The following is a 22,287-nucleotide window of genomic DNA, read 5'->3' on the forward strand; positions in this document are numbered from 1 at the left end:
ACAATCGCCCGCTTTGCCACTTGGCACGGGCGCTCCAGGCCCGTCAGTTCTGAGAAATTCCATGCTGATCGGTAGCTATTCCCCCTCCCTGGTCGTGATTTCCCTGTTCGTCGCGATCCTGGCGTCCTACACCGCGCTGGACCTCGCCGGCCGTCTTGCGACCGCCCGGGGCCGCGCCGTGTATGTGTGGATGACGGGCGGCGCATTGGCGATGGGCGTAGGCGTGTGGTCCATGCACTTTATCGGCATGTTGGCCTTGCGCCTGCCGTTTGCCCTCGGGTTTGACCTGGGCATTACCGCGCTGTCCCTGCTGATCGCCGTGCTGTCCAGCGGCTTTGCCTTATGGCTGGTCAGCCAGCCACGCCTGCCTGCGTGGCAACTGGCGTTCGGTGCGCTGATCATGGGCGCGGGCATCAGCAGCATGCACTACACCGGCATGGCCGCGATGCGCATGACGCCGGGCATCGACTACGACCCGACCCTGTTCGGCGCCTCATTGTTGATCGCGGTCGTCGCGTCCGGCGCTGCGCTGTGGATCGCCTTCAACTTGCGTCGCAGCACGCCTTACGTACGTCTGGCACGCGGTGGCGCAGCCGTGGTGATGGGCATTGCCATCGTGGGCATGCACTACACCGGCATGGCTGCCGCGCGCTTTGATGACAACAGCTTCTGCGGCGCCGCACTGACGGGCCTGAGTGGCAAGGGCCTGGACAACCTGGTGCTGGTGACCACGCTGGCGGTGTTGATCATCGCGTTGCTGACTTCGTTGCTTGACGCTCGCCTGGAGGCGCGCACCGCCGTACTCGCCGACTCCCTGACCCTGGCCAACCAGGAACTGACGCACCTGGCCCTGCACGACATGCTCACCGGCCTGCCCAATCGCACGTTGCTCGCCGACCGTATCCAGCAAGCCATTCAGGCGGTGAAGGAGCAGGGCGGTTGCTTTGCCCTGATGTTTATCGACCTGGATGGGTTCAAACCGGTCAACGATGCGTTTGGTCACCACATGGGTGACCAGTTGTTGCGCGAGGTGGGCCTGCGCTTGCGCGAAGACCTGCGCGGCCATGACACGTTGGCCCGTATCGGCGGGGATGAGTTTGTGTTGCTGGTGCAATTGACGCAGCCGGACGACGCCGTTGGCCTCGCCGAACGTCAGGTCGGCCTGATCAACCGTGCCTTCAAGGTTGCCGAGCATGAACTGAAAATCTCCGCCAGCATCGGTATCGCGCTGTTTCCGGGCAACGGCAGCAACCCGCAAGAGTTGTTGATGAACGCCGACGCCGCCATGTACCACGCCAAGGGCATGGGCAAGAACGGCTACAGTTTCTTCGATGTGTCGATGAACACCAACGCGCGCAAGCAGTTGCAGTTATTGCAGGACCTGCGCAACGCCCTCGAGCACGAGCAATTTTGTCTGTATTACCAGCCCAAGTTCGATGCGGTGAGCGGCATCCCGGTCGGCGCCGAAGCCTTGCTGCGCTGGGAGCATCCGCAGCAGGGGCTGTTGTTGCCTGCGACGTTTATCGACCTGGCGGAAAAGACCGGCTTGATTATTCCTATCGGCGAGTGGGTATTGAACGAAGCCTGTCGTCAGATGCGCCTGTGGTATGCGCAGGGCTATGAAGACTGGCGCATTGCGGTAAACCTGTCGGCCTTGCAGTTTTGCCATGCCGGGCTGGTCAAGAGTGTTGCCGCAGCCCTGGACCGTCACCAGTTGCCGGCCAATAGCCTGACCCTGGAAATTACCGAAACGACTGCCATGAGTGACGCCGACGCGAGCATGACGGTGTTGCAGCAGTTGTCGGACATGGGCGTTGACCTGTCCATCGATGACTTCGGCACCGGCTATTCGAGCCTGATGTACCTCAAGCGTCTGCCCGCCAATGAGCTGAAGATCGATCGCGGGTTTGTCCGCGACCTGGAACACGACAGCGACGATGCCGCCATCGTTTCGGCCATCGTCGCCCTCGGTCAGGCCCTGGGGCTGCGAATTGTCGCCGAGGGCGTGGAGACCGATGTGCAGCAGAGTTTCCTCACCCGCCTGGGGTGCAACTCGCTGCAAGGCTATCTGTTGGGGCATCCCTTGCCGGCTGACGGTTTCATGGCCGACATCCAGCGTGCCGAAGAGGCGGTAGCGCCTGACAAAAGCCGTGCGTGACGAGTATTCTTGGCCCCAACCCTAAACATCAGGTTGAGTCAGGAGACCGCACGCATGGACAAAGTCGTCATCATCACTGGGGGCAGCCGCGGCATCGGCGCCGAGACGGCATTGCTGGCCGCTCGCGAGGGTTACCGCATCTGCATCAACTATCAGTCCGACGAAAACGCCGCCCATAGCGTGCTCGAACAGGTTCGCGCCCTCGGCGCCCAGGCGATTGCAGTGCGTGCGGATGTCAGCATCGAAGATGAAGTGGTCGCGCTGTTCAGTCGCGTGGATGCCGAGCTGGGCCGCGTCACCGCGCTGGTGAACAACGCCGGCACCGTGGGGCATAAGTCGCGGGTCGACGAGATGTCCGAATTCCGCATCCTCAAGATCATGAAAACCAACGTGCTCGGGCCGATCCTGTGCGCCAAGCATGCGGTGCTGCGCATGTCGCCAAGGCATGGCGGGCAGGGTGGCAGTATCGTCAACGTGTCGTCAGTGGCGGCGCGCCTGGGTTCGCCGGGTGAATACGTCGACTATGCCGCCTCCAAGGGAGCGCTGGACACCTTCACACTGGGGCTGTCGAAAGAAGTTGCCGGTGAAGGGATCCGCGTTAACGCCGTGCGGCCCGGCTATATCTTTACCGACTTCCACGCCCTGAGTGGCGACCCGGACCGGGTCAGCAAACTTGAATCCGGCATTCCGATGGCCCGTGGCGGGCGCCCGGACGAAGTGGCCGAGGCGATTATCTGGTTGCTGTCGGACAAGGCCTCGTACACCACCGGCACCTTCCTGGACCTGGGCGGCGGTCGCTGATCACCGCTGTTGCCCGGCTGTTGAGTGAGGCACCCAAGGGGCGCCTCACGGTGACGTTCAGGGCAGCTTGATCTGATACGCCGCCAACTGGGCCTTGTGTTGCGCCTCCACCGAGCTTGGGTCGACGCGTTTGGCAAACTGGTTCAAGTCGCGTCGAGCGTTTTCCTTGTCGCCCAGCCGGTCATAGGCCAGCGCTCGCTGGTAGTAGGCCCACGCGTAGTCAGGCTGCTTGATCAGTCCGGCGCTGTAGGCTTCGGCGGCTTCGCGGTACTGGCCGAGGTCGTAGAGCGCCAGGCCCAAATGATAGAACGTCGGCATGTTGAACCCGGCGCCTTTGCCATTCTCACCCAGGCCGGCATCCAGATTGGACTGCACCAGTTCGAGGGCTTTTTGCGGGTTGCCATTGAGGCGGTACAGATAGCTCAGTTCCAGGGTGGCGCGCGGTTCGGGGTGCGGGTTGGTGGCGATGGATTTTTCGCGTGCGCTGATGGCTTGCGGATACTGCTTGAGGTTTTTGTAGGCCACTGACTGCAACAGGTACACGGTGCTCTTGATTTTGGGCGGCAGGGTGTTCTTCGTCAGGCACAGCTCTGACTCTTGAATCACCTGCTGATTTTGCTCGGCTCTCATGGCCTTGCTGGTGTTGACGCAATGCTGCAAATTGAGTTCGGCGGGGGTTGGCTGGTGCGCGCAACCGGTGACAACTGCGGCAACGGCCAGCAGGGCGAAACCACGAATAGAGGCGTTAGGCATGCTTGGTCAGTCCAGCAGATTGGCGTTGAGGTCGGGGCGATAGACTTGCAGCAGGGCAGGCGTGACGGTGCCTTGCAAGGAGCAGAAGATCTTCGTACGCCCCTCGGTCGGACCTTTTTCCAGGCTCAGCGTACGCTCTACAAAGCCAAAGGGCGTGGCCACGCCCGGTCCCGCCAAACCTTCGGTGCGCCATTGGCCGATCGGGTCGCCTACCCGGCGAATATCGGCGCGGCTGACACTGCCTCGTTCTGCTACCAGACGTGCGTGGTCGGCGATTAAAGGCTTGAGGCGCTCGGCAACATCGCTCGCCGAACCTTCGGCGACGAATCCCCAGAACAGCAAATTGCCGACATTGGGCAGCGACATGGCTTCATTGTGATACCCCACAAGGCGCACGCCGTTGACCACCAGCGGTTGCTCAAAGGTCTGATAGCGACCACCTTCCTGCAGTGGGTTCATGACCACTGGAGCGCTGACGTTGCCCTGTTTGGCCACGCGCAGGGTGCCGGCGGGCAGGGAAGCGGTGTTGAGAGTTTCGAAAAAGCGTGCGTCACAGCGGGAGAAATCGCTGAACAGCTGATCAGGGGTGGCGGCAGTGGTTTGGCCCTGGGCCTGGCTGGCAAGCGCCAGCAAGCAAAGGGCGGATAACAGTGGGCGAAGCATCGGCGTCATCCATGAGCGTTGAGGGGCGGCGAGTGTAACAAGGCTGAAACGTCTTCGCTAACCGGAGGGGCGTTGCCCGACGGTCTGGCTGCGGCGAGCCTGTTCAAAACGAGCGCACGATTCGCCCCAGCGTTTCCATCGCTTTCTCCGACGCCTCGGTCCACGGGCTGCCGTAATTCAAGCGAATGCAATTTCTGAAGCGCTGGGTCGCCGAGAAAATCGGCCCCGGCGCAATGCTGATGCCTTGGGCCAGGGCCATCTGGAATAACTTCAGCGAGTCGGTTTGCTCCGGCAGTTCGAGCCACAAAAAATACCCGCCAGCCGGCTGGCTGACCCGTGTCTGGGCCGGGAAATAGCGGGCGATGGCCGCCAGCATCGCGCTTTGCTGTTCTTCCAGGGCATAGCGCAACTTGCGCAAATGGCGGTCATAACCGCCGTGTTGCAGGTAGTCGGCAATCGCCGCCTGCGCCGGCATTGATGGACACAACGAGGTCATCAGCTTCAAGCGCTCGACCTTCTGCGCATAGCGCCCGGCGGCCACCCAGCCAACGCGGTAACCCGGGGCCAGGCTTTTGGCAAAGGAGCCGCAGTGCATCACCAGGCCTTCGGTATCGAAGGCCTTGGCCGGTTTGGGCGCTTGCTGCCCGTAATACAACTCGGCGTACACGTCGTCTTCGATCAGCGGCACCTGATGACTGCGCAGCAGTTCCACCAACGCCTGCTTTTTGGCCTCCGGCAGGGTTGCGCCCATCGGGTTCTGGAAGCTGGTCATGGTCCAGCAGGCCTTGATCGGGTAGCGCTCAAGGCTTTGCGCCAAGGCGTTGAGGTCGATGCCGTCGCGTGGGTGCACCGGAATTTCCACGGCCTTGAGCTTCAGACGTTCGAGCACCTGCAGGCAGGCATAAAACGCCGGCGCTTCGATGGCTACCAGATCGCCCGGCTCGGTCACGGCCTGCAGGCACAGGTTCAGGGCTTCGAGCGCGCCGTTGGTGATCAGCAACTCTTCCATCGGCAGCATCAGGCCGCCAACCATGTAACGCAGGGCAATTTGCCTGCGCAGCTGCGGGTTGCCCGGTGACATGTCGGTCACGACCAGGCGTGGGTCCATTTCGCGGCTGGCACTGGCCAGCGAACGTGCCAGGCGTGGCAAAGGGAACAGCATCGGGCTGGGAAAGGCCGAACCGAAGGGGACGGTGTTGGGGTCTTTGATGGAGTCCAGTACCGAAAACACCAGTTCACTCACATCGACTTCGGTGGATTCGTGCACGTGCTCGCTCACCACCGGCTCGGAAAACGGGCTCGGTGCATGGGTGTTGACGAAGTAACCGGAACGCGGCCGCGCGCGGATCAGCCCACGGCGTTCGAGCAGGTAATACGCCTGGAACACCGTGGACGGGCTGACGCCGTAGGTCTGGCTCGCATAGCGCACCGACGGCACGCGCTGGCCGGGCCCGAGCACGCCGGAGCGGATCAGTTCTGCGATGTCATCGGCGAATTTTTCGTAGCGTTTCATGAAGACCTTAAAAACAGTTTTCTCATTATGAACACAGGGCAAACAGTGGCTGCGGGCCTGTGTCGGTTAGACCTCAGCGGTTCATCGGCGCCACGAAGCGGCTGTCGGCCGCACTGTAGATCCACGGCTCATCCACGTCTGTCACCTTGAACCGCAGGGTCTGTGAACTGCTCGCCGGCGTGTCGGCCAACAATGCCACCGACACCGGCACATCGCTGATTTCCCCCGGCGCCAGGCTGAGCTCGGTCTTGCCTTGCAGCACGAAATCCTCGGCGTCCACCAACGCCAGGCGATAGTCCTGGCGCTGCTGGGTTTTGTTGATGACCTTGAGGCTGTAAATGTTTTCGATCAAGCCCTGGCTGTTTTCGCGAAACATGCCGCGGTCCTTGGTGACGTCGAGCGACACCATCGGCCGTCCTGCCAGGGCCACCACCAGTGCGGCGATCATCACCAGCAGCACGGCACTGTAGCCGATCAGTCGCGGCCGAAGCAGGTGGGTTTTGCCGCCCTGCAGTTGATGCTCGGAGGTATAGCTCACCAGGCCGCGGGCATAGCCCATTTTGTCCATGATCGAATCGCAGGCGTCGATGCAGGCCGCGCAGCCGATGCACTCCATCTGCAAGCCGTCGCGGATATCAATGCCAGTGGGGCACACCTGCACGCACAGCTGGCAGTCGATGCAGTCACCCAGGCCGACGTCGGCGGGCGTCACGTCTCGTTTGCGCGGGCCGCGGTGTTCTCCACGCGCCGCATCGTATGAAATGGTCAGGGTGTCCTTGTCGAACATCACGCTCTGGAAGCGCGCATAGGGGCACATGTGCATGCACACCGCTTCACGCAGCCAGCCGGCATTGATGTACGTGGCCGCGGTGAAAAACAGCACCCAGAACAGGCTGACGCCGCCCATTTGCCACGTCAGCAGCTCCAAGGCCAAAGGCCGGATGGGCGTGAAGTAGCCGACAAACGTTAGCCCGGTCAACACGCTGATGCCCAGCCACAAGGTATGTTTGGCCGAGCGCCGCGCCAGCTTGTTCAGGCTCCACGGCGCTGCGTGGAGCTTGATGCGCTGGTTACGTTCGCCTTCGGTGACCTTTTCACACCACATGAACAGCCAGGTAAACGAGCTTTGCGGGCAGGTGTAGCCGCACCACACCCGGCCTGCGAACACGGTGATGGCAAACAGGCCAAAGGCGCAGATGATCAGCAGCGCCGATAACAGGATGAAGTCCTGAGGCCAGAAGGTTGCGCCGAAGATGTGGAATTTGCTCTCGGCCAGGTCCCACAGCACGGCCTGGCGTCCACCCCAGTTCAGCCATACGGTGCCGAAAAAGGCCAGGAACAGCACCGCGGCGCCGGCTATGCGCAAGGTACGAAACAGGCCGGTAAAGCTGCGGGTATGGATCAGGTTGTCACTGGATTTGGCCTTCACCTTCTTTGGGTGTATGGGCTCAAAGGTTTCCACGGTTGGGATTCTTTCGCTCATGGTCGTTCGCTCATCAGCCTCCATCAGGCGGATGAACTATGGACGCCGCTCCGTGTGCATAACAGACTCAGCTAGGGCGATAAAAAGCGGATCAGATGGGGTTTTTTCTACAAGGCTGTGGCCGGTCGCTGCACTCCGTGGCGCCAGGAGTGCAGCGCCAATCAGCGCACATTGATACAGATCAATCAAATCACCGAATCACTGTCGGTCGCCTTTAAGTGTTTACGTCCATCCTCGGCACCGGCGACGGTCAAGGCATCGGCTTCGGCCTCGGTGATGTAGATCCTGTCGTTATCCAGCGTCACAAAAGACATGGCTTTGAGGCTGTCGGTACTGACCGTCACCTCGGGCGCAGGCAGGCTGCGCTCCTGGCCGTTTTCATCGACCTTGAAGTAGCACGTCTGGTTATCGATACGTACAGGCATGGTGATCTCCTTTTCCATTGGCGGGTGATCATTAGGGTTCCCAAGGTTGCCCGGCGTTCCAGGCAACTGACTGGCGGTCGCCGTTGTCCATGCTAGACCCATAATCACAAAGGACCGCTTTCCATGGATGCCTGGTGGAGCGAAGTGTGGCAAACCCTGCAAGCCGAATTTGCCGACATCGGCGATGCGAAACAACTCACCCAGATCACCGTGCGCTTGCTGATCGCCGCGCTCCTGGGCGGTATTCTCGGGTTCGAACGGGAACAGAAGGGCAAGGCGGCCGGTGTACGCACCCACATGCTGGTGGCGTTGGGCGCCGCGCTGTTTGTATTGGTGCCGCAGACGTCCGGCAGCCAGGCGGATGCGATGAGCCGGGTGCTTCAGGGCGTGATTGCCGGCATCGGATTTCTCGGCGCCGGCACCATTCTCAAAGGCAAGGAAGATGAGCAGGGCCAGCACGTCAAAGGCCTGACCACCGCTGCCGGCCTGTGGATGACTGCGGCAATCGGGGTTGCCGCCGGCATGGGCCGCGAATCGACAGCGGTGCTCAGTACCTTGCTGGCCTTGGCGGTATTCAGCGTGATGCCCCGGATCGTCAGGGCGTTCGAGAATGAGGATGACCGCCGATCAGGTGAGTAGATCGTTTTCTTTGACCTGACCAAATATCTTTGCGACCAGCGCAGGCTCCCCCTGGTTGCCGGCAATCACCAGCACGCTGGCGTTGTGCGCACGCGAGTATTTCAACTGCATCTCACCACTGGCGCCGGATAACTGGTTGACCCAGTGCAGCGGTTTATTCAGTTGCCGGCGAATGCCGGTGACGTCCAGCTTGTCCCGGTCGGTGACAAAGTGCCTGATTTCACACGGGTGCTCGAGCGTGGACTCAAGCGTGTTAGTGAAACTGTAGGTCTTGGGGTGGTTTTTACAGTCGGACTCGTAGTGGTCCCGTCGCTGCCAATCTTCAAGATGCGCATATTGCAACGGCTCGGTCACCTTCCGGACCTGAGTGGCAATGTCGCAGAGGTGTTTGCTCTTGACCTGCAGGCTATGCATATAGTCCTGAATGCTCGTCAGGGGCGCGTGTTCCTGGCGGGAGAACGCGCGAACCATATCAAAGCGACTGCTCGGTGAGGCTTTCATCAAGCTGGCTTTCAACGCGAACAGCGCCGCCTCCACATAGTTGCGATAGGCGCCGACCTGCTCGGTTTCAATGGGGCTCAAGACCGTGTCGAGCGAACCTTTGTTCAGTTGGGTTTCGATCCTGGCGAGGATCTTGATGCAGGACGTTGCGTTGGGGCTGTTCAACAGGCACTTGAGGTTGTCGGGGGTCAACAGCCTGTCGATGGTGTTGAAGGTGTCTTTTGACTCGCTGGACTCAGGGTCGCGCATCAGGCGCTCAACGGTTTTGCGGTCCAGCTGGTCGCAGAGTTGCTTGAGCTGTTTTTCCAGCGCCGCCTGGTCGGCGGGTACGGCACCATCTGCACGCATCGGCTCGCGGGTGGTGTTCGGCGCCGACCGGAGCAGGGCGTCCAGCGCTTGAGCAGACACGCTCACGGGTGATGGCGGCATGGGGTGGGAATGAAGGTGGCCTGGGATGAGTTCGGCGCGGGCACGAGACGGCTGCTGGATAGTCGACATGATGAATCCTCAAAAACCAATCGGACGAGCGCTGGGGCCAGGGGCCTGGAAATGAAGTCAGCGCAAAATCAGTATGAGAACGATCACATCAGTTGGAATTAGGGCTTTGCCTTTCAAGTGAGTGGGAATTTTCTGCGTCAACGCCTGCTCGCGAGTCACGGTTCAACGGCCAGTACTGCGTCGGCAGTACCCGCCGTGCCTTGCGAGCGGACGCTGAACCTATAAGGACCTCGTCACAGAATGGCCGGCGGCTCGCTCGTTGGCGGTTCCTGCACCGGCGGTGGATCGTTTTCAGGGGGTTCCTGTTCAGGGATCGGCTTCGGCTCAGCGGGCGGTAACGTTGGGTCGTCGATGTTCGGATCGGGTGTTTCAGCCGGAATCGGGATATTCATCGGTGTGGCCTCCTTTGTGCTTTGCTCTTGCGGTGGACATCCGCCTGGGGGAATTGATTCCCCGCCCAATGGCGACATATCCACCTGAACTTTTCACCTGACGCCAGGCTCGGACCTATTACGGCCCTGCTCAGGGAGAGCGTTGCCATATCAGAATTCGGATCAAGCAAAGAGCGTCCACAGGGCGTAAGGGGAAGATGCTCGATGACTGCTGAAACACTGGCTCCAGACGATTCCATTTTGCCGCTGTCCCAGGCGTTGTTATTGCCCAGGATCGCTATCGAAAGTACCGCGCCCGTGATCGACGGCGGCGAGTTTGCCGTGAAGGCCGTGGTCGGCCAGCGCATCAATGTCACCAGCAAGGTCTTTGCTGATGGCCACGACAAGCTTGCCGTACTGATCCGCTGGCGCCCGTTGCAGGACGAAAGCTGGCACAGCGTGGTGATGACCGACGTCGGCAACAATGGCTGGGAAGGCGCGTTCACTGTGACGCAGCAAGGCCCCCACCAATATTGCATCGAAGCCTGGATCGATACCTTTGCCAGCTTCTGTTATGAGCTGCGCAAGAAACACGAGGCCGGCGTGCCAGTCAGCCTTGAGTTGCAGGAAGGTCGCAGCCTGGTGTTGCAGGCCGCCGAGCGCAGTGACAACGAGCTGCGCGATCGCCTGATGCTGTTGCACCACGAACTGTCCGGTTTGCTGGAAACCGAGCAGGTCGCGCAGTTTCTGCACGAAGACAGTGCACACCTGATGACCCAGGCCGACCACCGTGCCTACTTGAGCGTCAGCCCGGTGTATCCGGTGGATGTCGAGCGCACCGCGGCGCAGTTTGCCAGCTGGTACGAGCTGTTTCCGCGCTCGATCACTGACGATCCTGCCCGCCACGGCACGTTCAACGACGTGCACTCTCGGCTGTCGATGATCCATGACATGGGCTTTGACGTGCTGTACTTCCCGCCGATCCATCCCATCGGACGCAGCCATCGCAAAGGTAAGAACAACTCTCTGACCGCCGGCCCCGATGATCCCGGCAGCCCATACGCGATTGGCAGCGAGGAGGGCGGCCATGAAGCCATCCACCCGCAACTGGGCAGCCGCGATGACTTCCGTCGGTTGGTCAAGGCCGCCGCCGACCACGGCCTGGAAATCGCTCTGGACTTCGCCATCCAGTGTTCCCAGGACCACCCGTGGCTCAAGCAGCACCCGGGCTGGTTCAATTGGCGCCCGGACGGCACGATCAAATACGCCGAGAACCCGCCGAAGAAATACCAGGACATCGTCAACGTCGACTTCTATGCCGCCGATGCGATTCCGAGCCTGTGGACTGAGTTGCGCGACGTCGTGCTGAGCTGGGTGGAAGAGGGCGTGAAGACCTTTCGGGTCGACAACCCTCACACCAAACCGCTGCCCTTCTGGCAATGGCTGATCAGCGACGTGCGCGGCAAACACCCTGACGTGATCTTCCTCGCCGAAGCGTTCACCACGCCTGCAATGATGGCGCGCCTGGGCAAGGTCGGTTATTCGCAGAGTTACACCTACTTTACCTGGCGCAATACCAAGGCCGAGTTGAGCGAGTACTTTGCGCAATTGAACGAATCGCCCTGGCGCGAGTGCTACCGACCGAATTTCTTCGTCAACACGCCGGACATCAACCCCGGTTTCCTGCACGAATCCGGGCGGCCGGGTTTCTTGATCCGCGCCGCACTGGCCACCATGGGCTCGGGCCTGTGGGGCATGTATTCGGGGTTCGAGTTGTGCGAAGCCGCGCCGGTGCCGGGCAAGGAAGAGTACCTGGATTCAGAGAAGTACGAGATCCGCCCGCGCGATTTCACGGCGCCCGGCAACATCATTGCCGAGATCGCGCAGCTCAATCGTATCCGCCGGCAGAACCCCGCGTTGCAAACGCACCTGGGGTTGAAGCTCTACAACGCCTGGAACGACAACATCCTGTACTTCGGCAAGCGCAGTGAAGACGGCAGCAATTTCATCCTCGTCGCGGTGAACCTCGACCCGTTCAATGCCCAGGAAGCCCATTTCGAGTTGCCGCTGTGGGAGCTGGGCTTGCCGGACGACGCCCAGACCCAAGGCGAAGACTTGATGAACGGGCACCGCTGGACCTGGTACGGCAAGACTCAGTGGACGCGGCTGGAGCCGCACATGCCGTTTGGAATTTGGAGAATCACCACCTCCTGAAACCAGCCAGTCACCTGCAGGCGTCGGCACACGGCGCCTGCAGGGAGCGTGTTCCACCAGTTGGTTTTTTCAGAATTTTCAGGAGTTTCCAATGGCGAAGAAACCCAAGGCTGCCACCTTTATCAAAGACCCGCTCTGGTACAAGGACGCGGTGATTTATCAGGTTCACGTCAAATCCTATTTCGACTCCAACAACGACGGCATCGGTGATTTTCCCGGGCTGATCGCCAAGCTCGATTACATCGCCGACCTGGGCGTGAACACCATCTGGCTCTTGCCGTTCTACCCCTCGCCACGCCGCGACGACGGTTATGACATTGCCGAGTACCGTGGCGTGCACAGCGACTACGGGACCATGGCCGACGCCAAGCGGTTTATTGCCGAAGCCCACCAACGCGGCCTGCGGGTCATCACCGAACTGGTGATCAACCACACCTCCGACCAGCATCCCTGGTTCCAGCGTGCGCGCAAGGCCAAGCCGGGTTCAGCCGCGCGCGACTTCTATGTGTGGTCGGATGACGACCAGAAATACGACGGCACCCGCATCATCTTTCTCGACACCGAAAAATCCAACTGGACCTGGGACCCGGTCGCCGGTCAGTACTTCTGGCACCGTTTCTATTCCCACCAGCCGGACCTCAACTTCGACAACCCGCAGGTGATGAAGGCGGTGCTGTCGGTGATGCGTTATTGGCTGGACATGGGCATCGACGGCCTGCGCCTGGACGCCATTCCGTACCTGATCGAACGCGACGGTACCAATAACGAAAACCTCCCGGAAACCCACGACGTCCTCAAGCAGATCCGTGCCGAGATCGACGCGCATTATCCCGACCGCATGCTGCTCGCCGAAGCCAACCAATGGCCGGAAGACACGCAGCTGTACTTCGGTGACAAAAAGGGTGACGACGGCGATGAATGCCACATGGCGTTCCACTTCCCGCTGATGCCGCGCATGTACATGGCGCTGGCCCAGGAAGATCGCTTTCCCATCACCGATATTTTGCGCCAGACCCCGGAGATTCCCGCCAACTGCCAGTGGGCGATCTTCTTGCGCAACCACGATGAATTGACCCTGGAAATGGTCACCGACAAAGAACGCGACTACCTGTGGAATTACTACGCCGCCGACCGTCGCGCGCGGATCAACCTGGGTATTCGTCGACGCCTGGCGCCACTGATGGAACGTGATCGCCGCCGTGTTGAACTGCTCAATAGCCTGCTGTTGTCGATGCCGGGCACGCCGACCCTGTATTACGGCGATGAGATCGGCATGGGCGATAACATCTACCTGGGCGACCGCGACGGCGTGCGTACGCCGATGCAGTGGTCCATCGACCGTAACGGCGGCTTTTCCCGCGCCGACCCGGCAAGCCTGGTGCTGCCGCCGATCATGGACCCGCTTTACGGCTACCAGTCGGTCAACGTCGAAACCCAGGCTCAGGACCCGCACTCGTTGCTGAACTGGACCCGGCGCATGCTCGCGGTGCGTAAGCAGTCCAAGGCCTTTGGCCGTGGCAGCTTGAAAATGCTCTCGCCGAGCAACCGCCGCATCCTGGCCTATACCCGTGAATTCACCGGCGAAGACGGCCGCACGGAAATCATCCTGTGCGTGGCTAACGTGTCACGCAGTGCCCAGGCCGCCGAACTGGACTTGTCGGCGTTCGCCGGCATGGTGCCGGTGGAGATGCTCGGCGGGAATGCCTTCCCACCCATTGGCCAGCTCAATTTTCTGCTGACCCTGGCGCCTTACGGTTTCTACTGGTTTGTGCTGGCGGCGGAAAACCAGATGCCGAGCTGGCATGTGGAACCGGCGCAGAGCATCCCGGACTTCACCACCCTGGTATTGAAAAAACGCATGGAAGAACTGCTCGAAGAACCGTGCCGCAGCACGCTGGAACAAACCTCGTTGCCCACCTGGTTGCCCAAGCGGCGCTGGTTTGCCGGCAAGGACACGGCCATCGACAGCGTGCGCATTGCCTACGGCGTGCGCTTTGGCGACCCGCAGCACCCGGTGCTGCTCAGCGAAATCGAGGTGAGCAGCGCCGGCCACGTCAGCCGCTATCAACTGCCATTCGGCTTTCTGGGCGAAGACCAGTTCACCAGCGCGTTGCCGCAGCAGTTGGCACTCGCCCGTGTACGCCGTGCGCGTCAGGTCGGCCTGGTAACCGACGCCTTCAGCCTTGAGCATTTTATTCGCGCGGTGATCCATGGCCTGCAAGCCGGCACCGTGCTGAACACCGGCGAAGGTGACTTGCGCTTTGAGGCCACGCCGCATCTGGCCAAGCTGCAACTGGGCGACGAATCGCAGGTGCGCTACCTGTCCGCCGAACAGTCCAACAGTTCGGTGGTCGTGGGCGAGAGCCTGGTGCTCAAGCTCATCCGCAAAGTCAGCGCCGGCGTGCACCCGGAGCTGGAAATGAGCGCTTACCTGACCGAAGCCGGTTACCCCAACATCTCGCCGTTGTTGGGCTCGATGGTGCGTCGTGACGGTGAAGGGCAAGACAACCTGTTGATGATTGCCCAGGGCTACCTCAGCAACCAGGGCGATGCGTGGGCCTGGACGCAAAACAGCCTGGAGCGGGCGATTCGTGACGAGCTGGCCGAAGCCATGTCCGAACAGGAACAGCACTACAACGCCCTTGGCGAACTGCAGGACTTTGCCGGTTTGCTCGGCCAGCGCCTGGGTGAGATGCACGCGGTCTTGGCGGCGACAACCACCAACAAAGACTTCAAACCCGAAGTCACGAGCGTCAAGGACACCCAGGCCTGGGCCAAGGACGTTGGCGCGCAGATCGACCGCGCGCTGCACTTGCTCAAGCTTCATCAAAGTCAATTGAACCCTGCCGATCAGGCGCTGGTCAGTGAATTGCTGACGCAGAAAAAAGCCATCGGCGCGCACGTTCAGGCCCTGGCGAAAGCCACGGCCGGCGGGTTGCGGATTCGGGTTCATGGTGACTTGCACCTGGGCCAGGTACTGGTGGTCAAGGGCGATGCTTACTTGATCGACTTTGAAGGCGAACCGGCGCGTGCGCTGCATGAGCGACGCGGCAAGCACAGCCCTTATAAAGATGTCAGTGGCGTGCTGCGCTCGTTCGATTACGCCGCTGCCATGGCCTTGAATGTGCAAGGTGTGGATCACTCGCCCGAAGCGGACATTGCCCGCAAGCGCGTGACCGACCGGTACTTGAGTGAAGCACGTCAGGCATTTACCCAGGCTTATCATCAGGCGACGTCTACACTGGCGCATGACTGGCAGGATGCCAAAGGCCAAAGCGCTGCGCTGACGTTGTTCAGTCTGGAAAAGGCCGCGTATGAAGTGGCCTACGAAGCGGAAAATCGCCCGACCTGGTTGCCGGTGCCGTTGCAAGGTTTGCACGGTCTGCTCAGCGGGCTAACACCTATATCGAAAACTGCACGCGGTGGGGAGACGTCATGAGCTTTACAAATAAAGAACCGCTGCAACCGAAACTGACTGCAATGCCGGCGTCCAAGGACGTCGAAGCACTGGTACGCGCCGAACACCATGACCCGTTCTCGATTCTCGGGCCACATGATGACGAGCAAGGCGGCCAGTTCATCCGCGCGTTTCTGCCCGAAGCCCTGAGTGTTCAGGTGCTGGCGCGAGACAGCGGTGAGACACTCGGCAACCTGGACGCCAGCCCGGTACCAGGTTTGTTTGTCGGCCACTTCAAGACGCGCCAGAGCTACCTGCTGAAAATCCAGTGGGCCGGCGGCGAGCAGATCACAGAAGACCCTTACAGTTTCAGCCAGTTGCTGCTCGGTGAAATGGACTTGTACCTGTTTGCCGAAGGCAATCACCGCGACCTGAGCAGTTGCCTCGGCGCGCAAGTGACCAGCGTCGATGGCGTGCAAGGTGTGCGCTTTGCCGTGTGGGCGCCGAACGCCCGGCGCGTGTCGGTGGTGGGTGATTTCAATATCTGGGATGGCCGCCGCCATCCGATGCGGTTGCGCCACCCCTCGGGCGTCTGGGAAATCTTCATCCCGCGCCTGCAACCGGGCGCGGCCTATAAGTACGAGATTCTCGGTGCCCATGGCATTCTGCCGCTCAAGGCCGACCCGATGGCGCTGGCGACCCAGCTGCCGCCTGACACCGCCTCGAAAGTGGCCGCGCCGTTGCAGGTGGACTGGCAAGACCATGAGTGGATGCAGTCGCGCGCCGACAAGCAGAAGCCCTCGGCGCCGCTGTCGATTTATGAGCTGCATGTCGGCTCCTGGCAATGCGAGCTCGACGAGGCCGGTGAAGTCTCTCGCCAGTACGGTTGGCGCGAGCTGGCCGAGCGCTTGGTTCCGTATGTGCAGCAATTGGGCTTCACCCACGTTGAGCTGATGCCGATCATGGAGCACCCGTTCGGCGGTTCCTGGGGTTATCAGGCGCTGTCGCAGTTTGCCCCGAGTGCGCGCTTTGGCTCGCCGGAAGATTTCGGCTTCTTCGTCAACGCCCTCCATCAGGCCAATATCGGTGTGATTCTCGACTGGGTTCCGGCGCATTTTCCGACCGATACTCACGGTTTGGCCCAGTTCGACGGCACCGCGCTGTACGAATATGCCAACCCGCTGGAAGGCTTCCATCAGGATTGGGACACGCTGATCTACAACCTGGGCCGCACCGAAGTGCATGGGTTCATGCTGGCCTCGGCGCTGCACTGGCTCAAACACTTCCATATCGACGGCCTGCGGGTGGATGCCGTGGCGTCGATGCTGTATCGCGATTATTCGCGCAAAGCCGGCGAGTGGGTGCCTAACCGCCATGGCGGTCGCGAGAACCTGGAAGCCATCGACTTCCTGCGTCATTTGAACGACGTGGTGGCCCTGGAAGCGCCGGGCGCACTGGTGATCGCCGAAGAATCCACCGCGTGGCCGGGTGTGAGCCAAAGCACCCAGCAGGGCGGATTGGGCTTTAACTACAAGTGGAACATGGGCTGGATGCACGATTCGCTGCATTACATCCAGCAAGACCCGGTGTACCGCGCTCACCATCACAACGAGCTGAGTTTTGGCCTGGTGTATGCCTGGTCCGAGCGCTTTATCCTGCCGATCTCCCACGATGAAGTGGTGCACGGCAAGCATTCGCTGATCGACAAGATGCCCGGTGACCGCTGGCAGAAGTTTGCCAACCTGCGCGCTTACCTGAGTTTCATGTGGATGCACCCCGGCAAGAAGCTGCTGTTCATGGGCTGCGAGTTTGGGCAGTGGCGCGAGTGGAACCACGACCAGCAATTGGATTGGTACCTGCTGCAATACCCTGAACACCAGGGCGTGCAGAAACTGGTGGGCGACTTGAACCGCCTGTACCGTGAGGAACCGGCGCTGCATGAGCAGGATGATGCGCCCCAGGGCTTCCAGTGGCTGATCGGCGACGATGCGATCAACAGCGTCTATGCCTGGCTGCGCTGGAGCAAGGACGGCAAAGCGGTGCTGGTCGTCGCTAACTTCACCCCGGTGCCGCGTGAAGCCTACGCCGTCGGCGTGCCGTTTGCCGGGCGCTGGAGCGAGGTGATCAACAGCGATGCCGACATGTACGCCGGTTCCAACTACGGCAACGGCGGGGAAGTATTCACGCAGGATGAGCCACGTCATGGGCAGCCGGTGTCGCTGTCGTTGAATTTGCCGCCATTGGGTGTGCTGATTCTGCGGCCGGAATCGCTTTAAGGTCACCCAGGTGCCGGATTCGGTTGTCCGCGCTGCTGGCAGGGTGCCACAATGGCGCCTTTGTCGCGGCAGTCGAAGCAGGCGTATTGAATGAACGGCCTAGGGCGTGGGCAGGACCAGGATGGTTTGATAGAAGAGTTGGTGCGAACCGACCGCTTGCATCAACTGTTTCGTCAATCCTTCGCCGCCATTTTTGGCAGTTACCTGGCCGCCGTCATGCTTTGCTGGTTGTGCTGGGACCGCTTTGACCACACCGTCATGCTGGTCTGGTTATCGGTGTTGGCAGTGACCTCGCTGCTGCGCGTGCAGATGTTCATGCAATGGTTTCGCTGCCCGAACAGCGAACGTACACCCGACCGCTGGGAGCGTCGCTACTGGGTGACATTGATGCTGTCGGCGGGTGTGTGGGGCATTGGCGCGTTGGCGGTGATGCCCACCGACGACCGCGTCTCCCAGGTGCTGGTGATGTTGTTCACCGTGGGCATGTCGGTCAGCGCCGTCTCGTGTTATTCCGCCTACCGTTACATGACGCTGGGCTCCATGGTCCTGGTGCTGTTCCCCTGCACGCTGTGGCTGCTGTTCCAGCCCTCGTCGATGCAAGTGGGTGTGGGCGTGGCAGTGCTGGTGTTCTCGACCTTTGTGGCGAGCGCCACGCGCAAATTGGCGGATGCCCTGGAAAAGGCCTTTCGCCTGACCCGGCAAATGGAACGTGCGCACACGATTTCCACGCGCGCCGCCCAGACCGACGAACTGACCGGATTGATGAACCGCCGCGCATTCTTCGAGCATGCCCAGGTGCTGTACGCGCAATGTCGCCATAACCAGCAGCCGCTGTGCGCGCTGATGATGGACATGGATCACTTCAAAGCCATCAATGACACCTACGGTCACCAGGCTGGCGACCAGGTCTTGCGCCAGATTGGCGGGGTGATCAGTGCATCGTTTCGCCAGGCCGATGTGTATGGGCGGCTCGGCGGCGAGGAGTTTGCGGTGTTGTTGCCCAATACTTCGCTGGAAACCGCCCGGGCTATCGCCGAGCAACTGATCAAGGCCATCTCTGGCCTCGCCGCCGAACCGGTGCAGGGCTTGACTGCCAGCCTCGGTGTGGCGACGACCCGCAGCCTTGATCAGGACCTGCACAGCCTGATGAACACGGCCGACAAGGCGCTGTATCGCGCCAAGGCCATGGGCCGTAACCAGGTAGCGATCGCGGAGTAGGCGTCAGGCGCGCTGCATCGACTTGGCCAGCACGCGTGCCACTTGGTCCGCGGAGTAGGGCTTGGCCAGGAACTCGACCCCTTCATACCCACTGTCGGCCAATTCTTCGCTGTAGCCGGAGGTCAGCACCACTGGCAGGTCCGGCCGACGCTGGCGCAGCAGTTTGGTCATCGCCACGCCGGTCATGCCCGGCATCACCACATCGGAAAAAATCGCGTCGAAGGCCATCACATCCGGGCCGGCCAGCGCGAGTGCCTGTTCGGCATCGGTGGCCCAAGTGGTCTGGTAACCGAGGTCCTGCAGGATCTGGTTGGCGAAGCGGCCCACTTCGAGGTTGTCTTCGACGATCAGGATATGTCGCTGCGCGGTGTCGTGGACCAGCGAGCGGTCCTCTTGTGGCAGGCTGGCCTGCACCGTCTCGGCTTCTGCTTCGGGCAAGTACAGGGTAAACACGCTGCCTTGGCCAAGGGTGCTGGCCACGTCGACGTTACCGCTCGATTGCTTGGCGAACCCGAACACCTGCGACAGGCCAAGGCCTGTGCCTTTGCCCACCGCCTTAGTGGTAAAGAACGGTTCGAAAATGCGCTCGACGGTGTCGTCGGCAATGCCGCTGCCGGTGTCGGCCAGGGCAATCGCCACAAACGGCTGCTGTACTTGCGCATCGCCACGGATCAGCGGCAACGCTGCCACCGTGGCGACGCTCAGTGTCAGGGTGCCGCGCCCGTCCATGGCGTCGCGGGCATTGAGCGCGATATTGATCAGCGCGGTTTCAAACTGGCTCGGGTCGACGCGCACATAGCAGGGCAGGCGGGGCAGTTCGATCTGCACAGTGATACGCGCGCCGGTCACGCTTTCAAGCATCTCGCCGATGTTCTTGACCCGTTCGCACACATCGAAAACTTCCGGGTTCAATGGTTGGCGGCGGGCGAAGGCGAGCAACTGGCTGGTGAGCTTGCTGGCGCGCTCGACGGTGTCTGAAACCGCGCTCATGTAGCGTGTGCGTCGCTCTTCGGACAGCCCCGGCTGGCGCAGAAAATCCACCGAGGAGCGAATGATCGTCAGCAGGTTGTTGAAGTCATGGGCCACGCCGCCGGTCAACTGGCCGATCGCCTCGAGCTTTTGCGACTGGTGCAACGCCGCTTCAGCCTGGGTCAACGCGGCGGTGCGTTCTTCCACGCGTTGTTCCAGGGTGGCATTCAGCTCGGTGATCGCGGCCAGGCCCTCGCGTACGGCGGCGTCGGCGCGCACACGTTCTATGTGTGCCCAGGAGCGCTCGGTGACTTCGCCCACCAGCGCCAGGTCGTACGGTGACCACAGGCGCGCGAATTTATGGTGCACGGCCATCAATGCAGTCAGGCGCCCATCCTTGATCAACGGAAAGCACACCGTCGCCGTCACGCCCAGCGACTGGTAGGCGGCGGCTTCCTCGGGGCTGAACTCCACGCGGTTGTCATTCACCACAAACGGTTCGCCTGCACGCAGGCACTTTACGGCCTGCTCGCCGAAATCCGCGAGGCTGTAGCGCCCGACAATACTCGGCGAGCCAGGTGCGGCCCAGTTGTCGCGGATGGTAAAGCTGTCTTCGTCGGCTTCCATGTCGGCGTAGGCGCAGATGGACACGCCCATGTGCTCGGCGAGCAGGCGCGTGGTGAAGGTCATGATGGCTTCGGCGTCGGTGGCGTTGGCCACCGCGCTGCCAATCGCATCCAATACGGCCAGGCGTCGGCTGAGGAATACCGTTGCGGTGGTTTCGGTGACGGTATTGAGCATGCCCACGACTGCGCCCAACGGGTCGCGCACAGGGCTGTAGCAAAATGTGAAATACGATTGCTCCGGGCCGTTGCCACGTTCAATCACCAGCGGGAAATTCTCGATATAGGTCGCGTGCCCCTCAAAGGCCGCGCGGGCGATGGGGCTTACTTCATCCCAGACTTCACGCCAGGTTTCACTGAACGGGCGGCCTAACGAGTAGGGTTTATCGCCAAGAATGGGGACAAACGCATCGTTGTAGAGCGTGATCAGGTGTGGCCCCCAACTGATGGACTGGGGGAAGCTTGAGGCAAAGCACAGCGCGACCGTCGTTTTGAGTACGTCGGGCCAGTCTTCCAGCGGACCCAATGGCGTACTCGCCCAATCATGCTGACGCACGCGTTCGGCCATGTCGCTGCTGCCTTGCAGCCAATTCATCATTGGGAGAACACCTTGTTTGCCAGAGTCTTCAGCGCGCCTGAACATTCATGGCACCCAGCTACAGACACGGTTGATCGTTAGCAGTTCAGCGCAATTATCAACGAGATGGCACTTTGATGTCTTATCCATTTGAATAGGTGTGCTTGGGCCGGGTTGGGCGCTTGCCCAACCGCTATTGCGTGCCGAATAAACCGGTCCAGTAGATGCCCGCATCACTCTTGGGGTCCATTGCATAAGCGGCGCCCAACTCGCGAAATTGCGGGTTCATCAGGTTGGCGCAGTGCCCTGGGCTGGCGAGCCAGCCATCCACCACCTTGCGCGGCGTGTCGAGGCCGGCGGCAATGTTCTCGCCGATGTTTTTCGCGATATAGCCTGCCAGTTCAGCGCGATCGCCCGGGGTGCGGCCGTCGTGGTCCAGGTGGTCGAAGAAGTTGCCGTTGGCCATATTGCGGGTGTGGCTGTTGGCGGCGCTGGCCAGGTCGTCGTTCCACGACACGGGCGTGGTCGCGGCAAATGCCTGGGTGCCGCACTGGCGCGGCTGTTCACGGGCGGCGTTGATCAGGTTGAGCAACTGCCGGCCTTCGGTCTGCCAATCACCCAAACCACTGGAGAGCAGGGGGCGGGCAAGCACAATGCGCCAGTCCTCGCCGCTGTTGCTCACGCCGATGTCGACAAATTGTGGGTCCAGCACCACGCGGCAGAAACTGTCCCGCACCGCCTTCATGGCCGCCTGGGCATCCTTGGGCCCCGACAGGCTGATGGCTTGCACGTTGACCATCGGGTACGCAGCCCGCGCGAGCGCTTGCTGCAAATCGCCGACATTGGTGGCCGGCAGCACCAGCCGTGTGTCGCTGGCCAGCGGTGGCAGTTCCTGTGAACCCTGGTCACCGCAGCGCTGCACCTGGCTGCGGTACTGGTTGATCTGTTGCACCAACTGACTTTCTTCATTCGCCATCGCGCTGGCGCAGAACGCCAGACTGGCGGCCAGCGTCGTAAAACCCATCATCAATGACAGAACGCGCATGGACGTTACCCTTGAGCTTGAAAGTGCCCATGATGCGCGATGTAACCCGGTCTGGCGCAACGCCTTTTTTGTTTTTTTGCCTCAACGGGTGTTCTGCGCGCCGTTCACGGCGTTGTGGCGGCGCCAGGCGAAGCGGCGTGCGAGGATGATCGGCGCCAGTGCC

The 22,287-nt window shown here is 61.2% G+C and carries 16 protein-coding genes; 7 read left to right on the plus strand and 9 right to left on the minus strand.

Going from position 1 to position 22,287, the window contains the following annotated elements:
- The first annotated feature begins 61 nt into the window (after window positions 1-61).
- Together AACU78_RS22575 and AACU78_RS22580 are read left to right on the plus strand one after the other, a co-directional pair.
- Window positions 62-2,158: a putative bifunctional diguanylate cyclase/phosphodiesterase gene (locus AACU78_RS22575; protein ID WP_106577890.1), complete on the plus strand. Its 2,097-nt coding sequence runs from the start codon at window positions 62-64 to the stop codon at window positions 2,156-2,158.
- A 54-nt stretch (window positions 2,159-2,212) separates the two neighbouring features.
- The gene (locus AACU78_RS22580; protein ID WP_106577891.1) at window positions 2,213-2,959 is read left to right on the plus strand and encodes an SDR family oxidoreductase; all 747 of its coding nucleotides are present in this window, start codon (window positions 2,213-2,215) and stop codon (window positions 2,957-2,959) included.
- 57 nt (window positions 2,960-3,016) lie between these two features.
- On the opposite strand, the gene AACU78_RS22585 is transcribed toward AACU78_RS22580, so the two are convergent.
- From AACU78_RS22585 to AACU78_RS22605, 5 genes are all read right to left on the minus strand, one after another.
- Entirely contained in the window at window positions 3,017-3,712 is a 696-nt protein-coding gene (locus AACU78_RS22585) for a tetratricopeptide repeat protein (protein WP_106577892.1), read from the minus strand.
- Between the two features lie 6 nt (window positions 3,713-3,718).
- Window positions 3,719-4,375, minus strand: coding sequence for a hypothetical protein (locus AACU78_RS22590; RefSeq protein WP_250212318.1), 657 nt, complete (start codon window positions 4,373-4,375; stop codon window positions 3,719-3,721).
- 103 nt (window positions 4,376-4,478) lie between these two features.
- Window positions 4,479-5,888 (minus strand): GntR family transcriptional regulator MpaR, encoded by a 1,410-nt coding sequence (mapR, locus tag AACU78_RS22595; protein ID WP_106577894.1) that lies wholly within the window; start codon window positions 5,886-5,888, stop codon window positions 4,479-4,481.
- A gap of 73 nt (window positions 5,889-5,961) precedes the next feature.
- Window positions 5,962-7,371, minus strand: coding sequence for a cytochrome c oxidase accessory protein CcoG (ccoG, locus tag AACU78_RS22600; RefSeq protein ID WP_106577895.1), 1,410 nt, complete (start codon window positions 7,369-7,371; stop codon window positions 5,962-5,964).
- Between the two features lie 185 nt (window positions 7,372-7,556).
- Window positions 7,557-7,796, minus strand: a complete 240-nt coding sequence (locus AACU78_RS22605) for a DUF3203 family protein (protein WP_106578153.1) — start codon at window positions 7,794-7,796, stop codon at window positions 7,557-7,559.
- Between the two features lie 123 nt (window positions 7,797-7,919).
- Here AACU78_RS22605 and AACU78_RS22610 point away from each other — a divergent pair, with 123 nt between their 5' ends.
- Window positions 7,920-8,435 carry an MgtC/SapB family protein gene (locus AACU78_RS22610; RefSeq protein ID WP_106577896.1) on the plus strand — a complete coding sequence of 172 codons (516 nt, stop codon included), beginning with the start codon at window positions 7,920-7,922 and terminating at the stop codon, window positions 8,433-8,435.
- Here the strand turns inward: AACU78_RS22610 and AACU78_RS22615 are convergent.
- Together AACU78_RS22615 and AACU78_RS22620 are read right to left on the minus strand one after the other, a co-directional pair.
- Window positions 8,424-9,434: a M10 family metallopeptidase C-terminal domain-containing protein gene (locus tag AACU78_RS22615; RefSeq protein ID WP_106577897.1), complete on the minus strand. Its 1,011-nt coding sequence runs from the start codon at window positions 9,432-9,434 to the stop codon at window positions 8,424-8,426. The two genes, AACU78_RS22610 and AACU78_RS22615, sit on opposite strands and share 12 nt — an antisense overlap.
- A gap of 233 nt (window positions 9,435-9,667) precedes the next feature.
- Window positions 9,668-9,826, minus strand: coding sequence for a hypothetical protein (locus tag AACU78_RS22620; RefSeq protein WP_164487928.1), 159 nt, complete (start codon window positions 9,824-9,826; stop codon window positions 9,668-9,670).
- Between the two features lie 204 nt (window positions 9,827-10,030).
- Between AACU78_RS22620 and AACU78_RS22625 the strand changes: the two genes are divergently transcribed.
- From AACU78_RS22625 to AACU78_RS22640, 4 genes are all read left to right on the plus strand, one after another.
- Complete coding sequence (locus AACU78_RS22625) at window positions 10,031-12,019, plus strand: alpha-1,4-glucan--maltose-1-phosphate maltosyltransferase (RefSeq protein ID WP_106577898.1); 1,989 nt, start codon at window positions 10,031-10,033, stop codon at window positions 12,017-12,019.
- Window positions 12,020-12,110: 91 nt separating this feature from the next.
- Window positions 12,111-15,458, plus strand: a complete 3,348-nt coding sequence (gene treS, locus AACU78_RS22630) for a maltose alpha-D-glucosyltransferase (RefSeq protein ID WP_106577899.1) — start codon at window positions 12,111-12,113, stop codon at window positions 15,456-15,458.
- Window positions 15,455-17,692 carry a 1,4-alpha-glucan branching protein GlgB gene (gene glgB / locus AACU78_RS22635; RefSeq protein ID WP_106577900.1) on the plus strand — a complete coding sequence of 746 codons (2,238 nt, stop codon included), beginning with the start codon at window positions 15,455-15,457 and terminating at the stop codon, window positions 17,690-17,692. Before treS ends, glgB begins: the two co-directional genes overlap by 4 nt.
- 90 nt (window positions 17,693-17,782) lie before the next feature.
- The gene (locus AACU78_RS22640) at window positions 17,783-18,910 is read left to right on the plus strand and encodes a GGDEF domain-containing protein (RefSeq protein ID WP_106577901.1); all 1,128 of its coding nucleotides are present in this window, start codon (window positions 17,783-17,785) and stop codon (window positions 18,908-18,910) included.
- 3 nt (window positions 18,911-18,913) lie between these two features.
- Here AACU78_RS22640 and AACU78_RS22645 read toward each other — a convergent pair whose 3' ends face one another.
- Complete coding sequence (locus AACU78_RS22645; RefSeq protein ID WP_106577902.1) at window positions 18,914-21,100, minus strand: response regulator; 2,187 nt, start codon at window positions 21,098-21,100, stop codon at window positions 18,914-18,916.
- Window positions 21,101-21,272: 172 nt separating this feature from the next.
- Window positions 21,273-22,124: a CAP domain-containing protein gene (locus AACU78_RS22650; protein ID WP_106577903.1), complete on the minus strand. Its 852-nt coding sequence runs from the start codon at window positions 22,122-22,124 to the stop codon at window positions 21,273-21,275.
- Window positions 22,125-22,287: the final 163 nt, after the last annotated feature.

The organism is Pseudomonas sp. R9.37 (assembly GCF_963878885.1).
Taxonomy (GTDB): Bacteria; Pseudomonadota; Gammaproteobacteria; order Pseudomonadales; family Pseudomonadaceae; genus Aquipseudomonas.

Bases quoted from the DNA above. Each gene is read 5' to 3' on its own strand.
- AACU78_RS22575 (WP_106577890.1), top strand. From the start codon at position 62: ATGCTGATCGGTAGCTATTCCCCCTCCCTGGTCGTGATTTCCCTGTTC.
- AACU78_RS22580 (WP_106577891.1), top strand. From the start codon at position 2,213: ATGGACAAAGTCGTCATCATCACTGGGGGCAGCCGCGGCATCGGCGCC.
- AACU78_RS22585 (WP_106577892.1), bottom strand. From the start codon at position 3,712: ATGCCTAACGCCTCTATTCGTGGTTTCGCCCTGCTGGCCGTTGCCGCA.
- AACU78_RS22590 (WP_250212318.1), bottom strand. From the start codon at position 4,375: ATGCTTCGCCCACTGTTATCCGCCCTTTGCTTGCTGGCGCTTGCCAGC.
- mapR (WP_106577894.1), bottom strand. From the start codon at position 5,888: ATGAAACGCTACGAAAAATTCGCCGATGACATCGCAGAACTGATCCGC.
- ccoG (WP_106577895.1), bottom strand. From the start codon at position 7,371: ATGAGCGAAAGAATCCCAACCGTGGAAACCTTTGAGCCCATACACCCA.
- AACU78_RS22605 (WP_106578153.1), bottom strand. From the start codon at position 7,796: ATGCCTGTACGTATCGATAACCAGACGTGCTACTTCAAGGTCGATGAA.
- AACU78_RS22610 (WP_106577896.1), top strand. From the start codon at position 7,920: ATGGATGCCTGGTGGAGCGAAGTGTGGCAAACCCTGCAAGCCGAATTT.
- AACU78_RS22615 (WP_106577897.1), bottom strand. From the start codon at position 9,434: ATGTCGACTATCCAGCAGCCGTCTCGTGCCCGCGCCGAACTCATCCCA.
- AACU78_RS22620 (WP_164487928.1), bottom strand. From the start codon at position 9,826: ATGAATATCCCGATTCCGGCTGAAACACCCGATCCGAACATCGACGAC.
- AACU78_RS22625 (WP_106577898.1), top strand. From the start codon at position 10,031: ATGACTGCTGAAACACTGGCTCCAGACGATTCCATTTTGCCGCTGTCC.
- treS (WP_106577899.1), top strand. From the start codon at position 12,111: ATGGCGAAGAAACCCAAGGCTGCCACCTTTATCAAAGACCCGCTCTGG.
- glgB (WP_106577900.1), top strand. From the start codon at position 15,455: ATGAGCTTTACAAATAAAGAACCGCTGCAACCGAAACTGACTGCAATG.
- AACU78_RS22640 (WP_106577901.1), top strand. From the start codon at position 17,783: ATGAACGGCCTAGGGCGTGGGCAGGACCAGGATGGTTTGATAGAAGAG.
- AACU78_RS22645 (WP_106577902.1), bottom strand. From the start codon at position 21,100: ATGATGAATTGGCTGCAAGGCAGCAGCGACATGGCCGAACGCGTGCGT.
- AACU78_RS22650 (WP_106577903.1), bottom strand. From the start codon at position 22,124: ATGCGCGTTCTGTCATTGATGATGGGTTTTACGACGCTGGCCGCCAGT.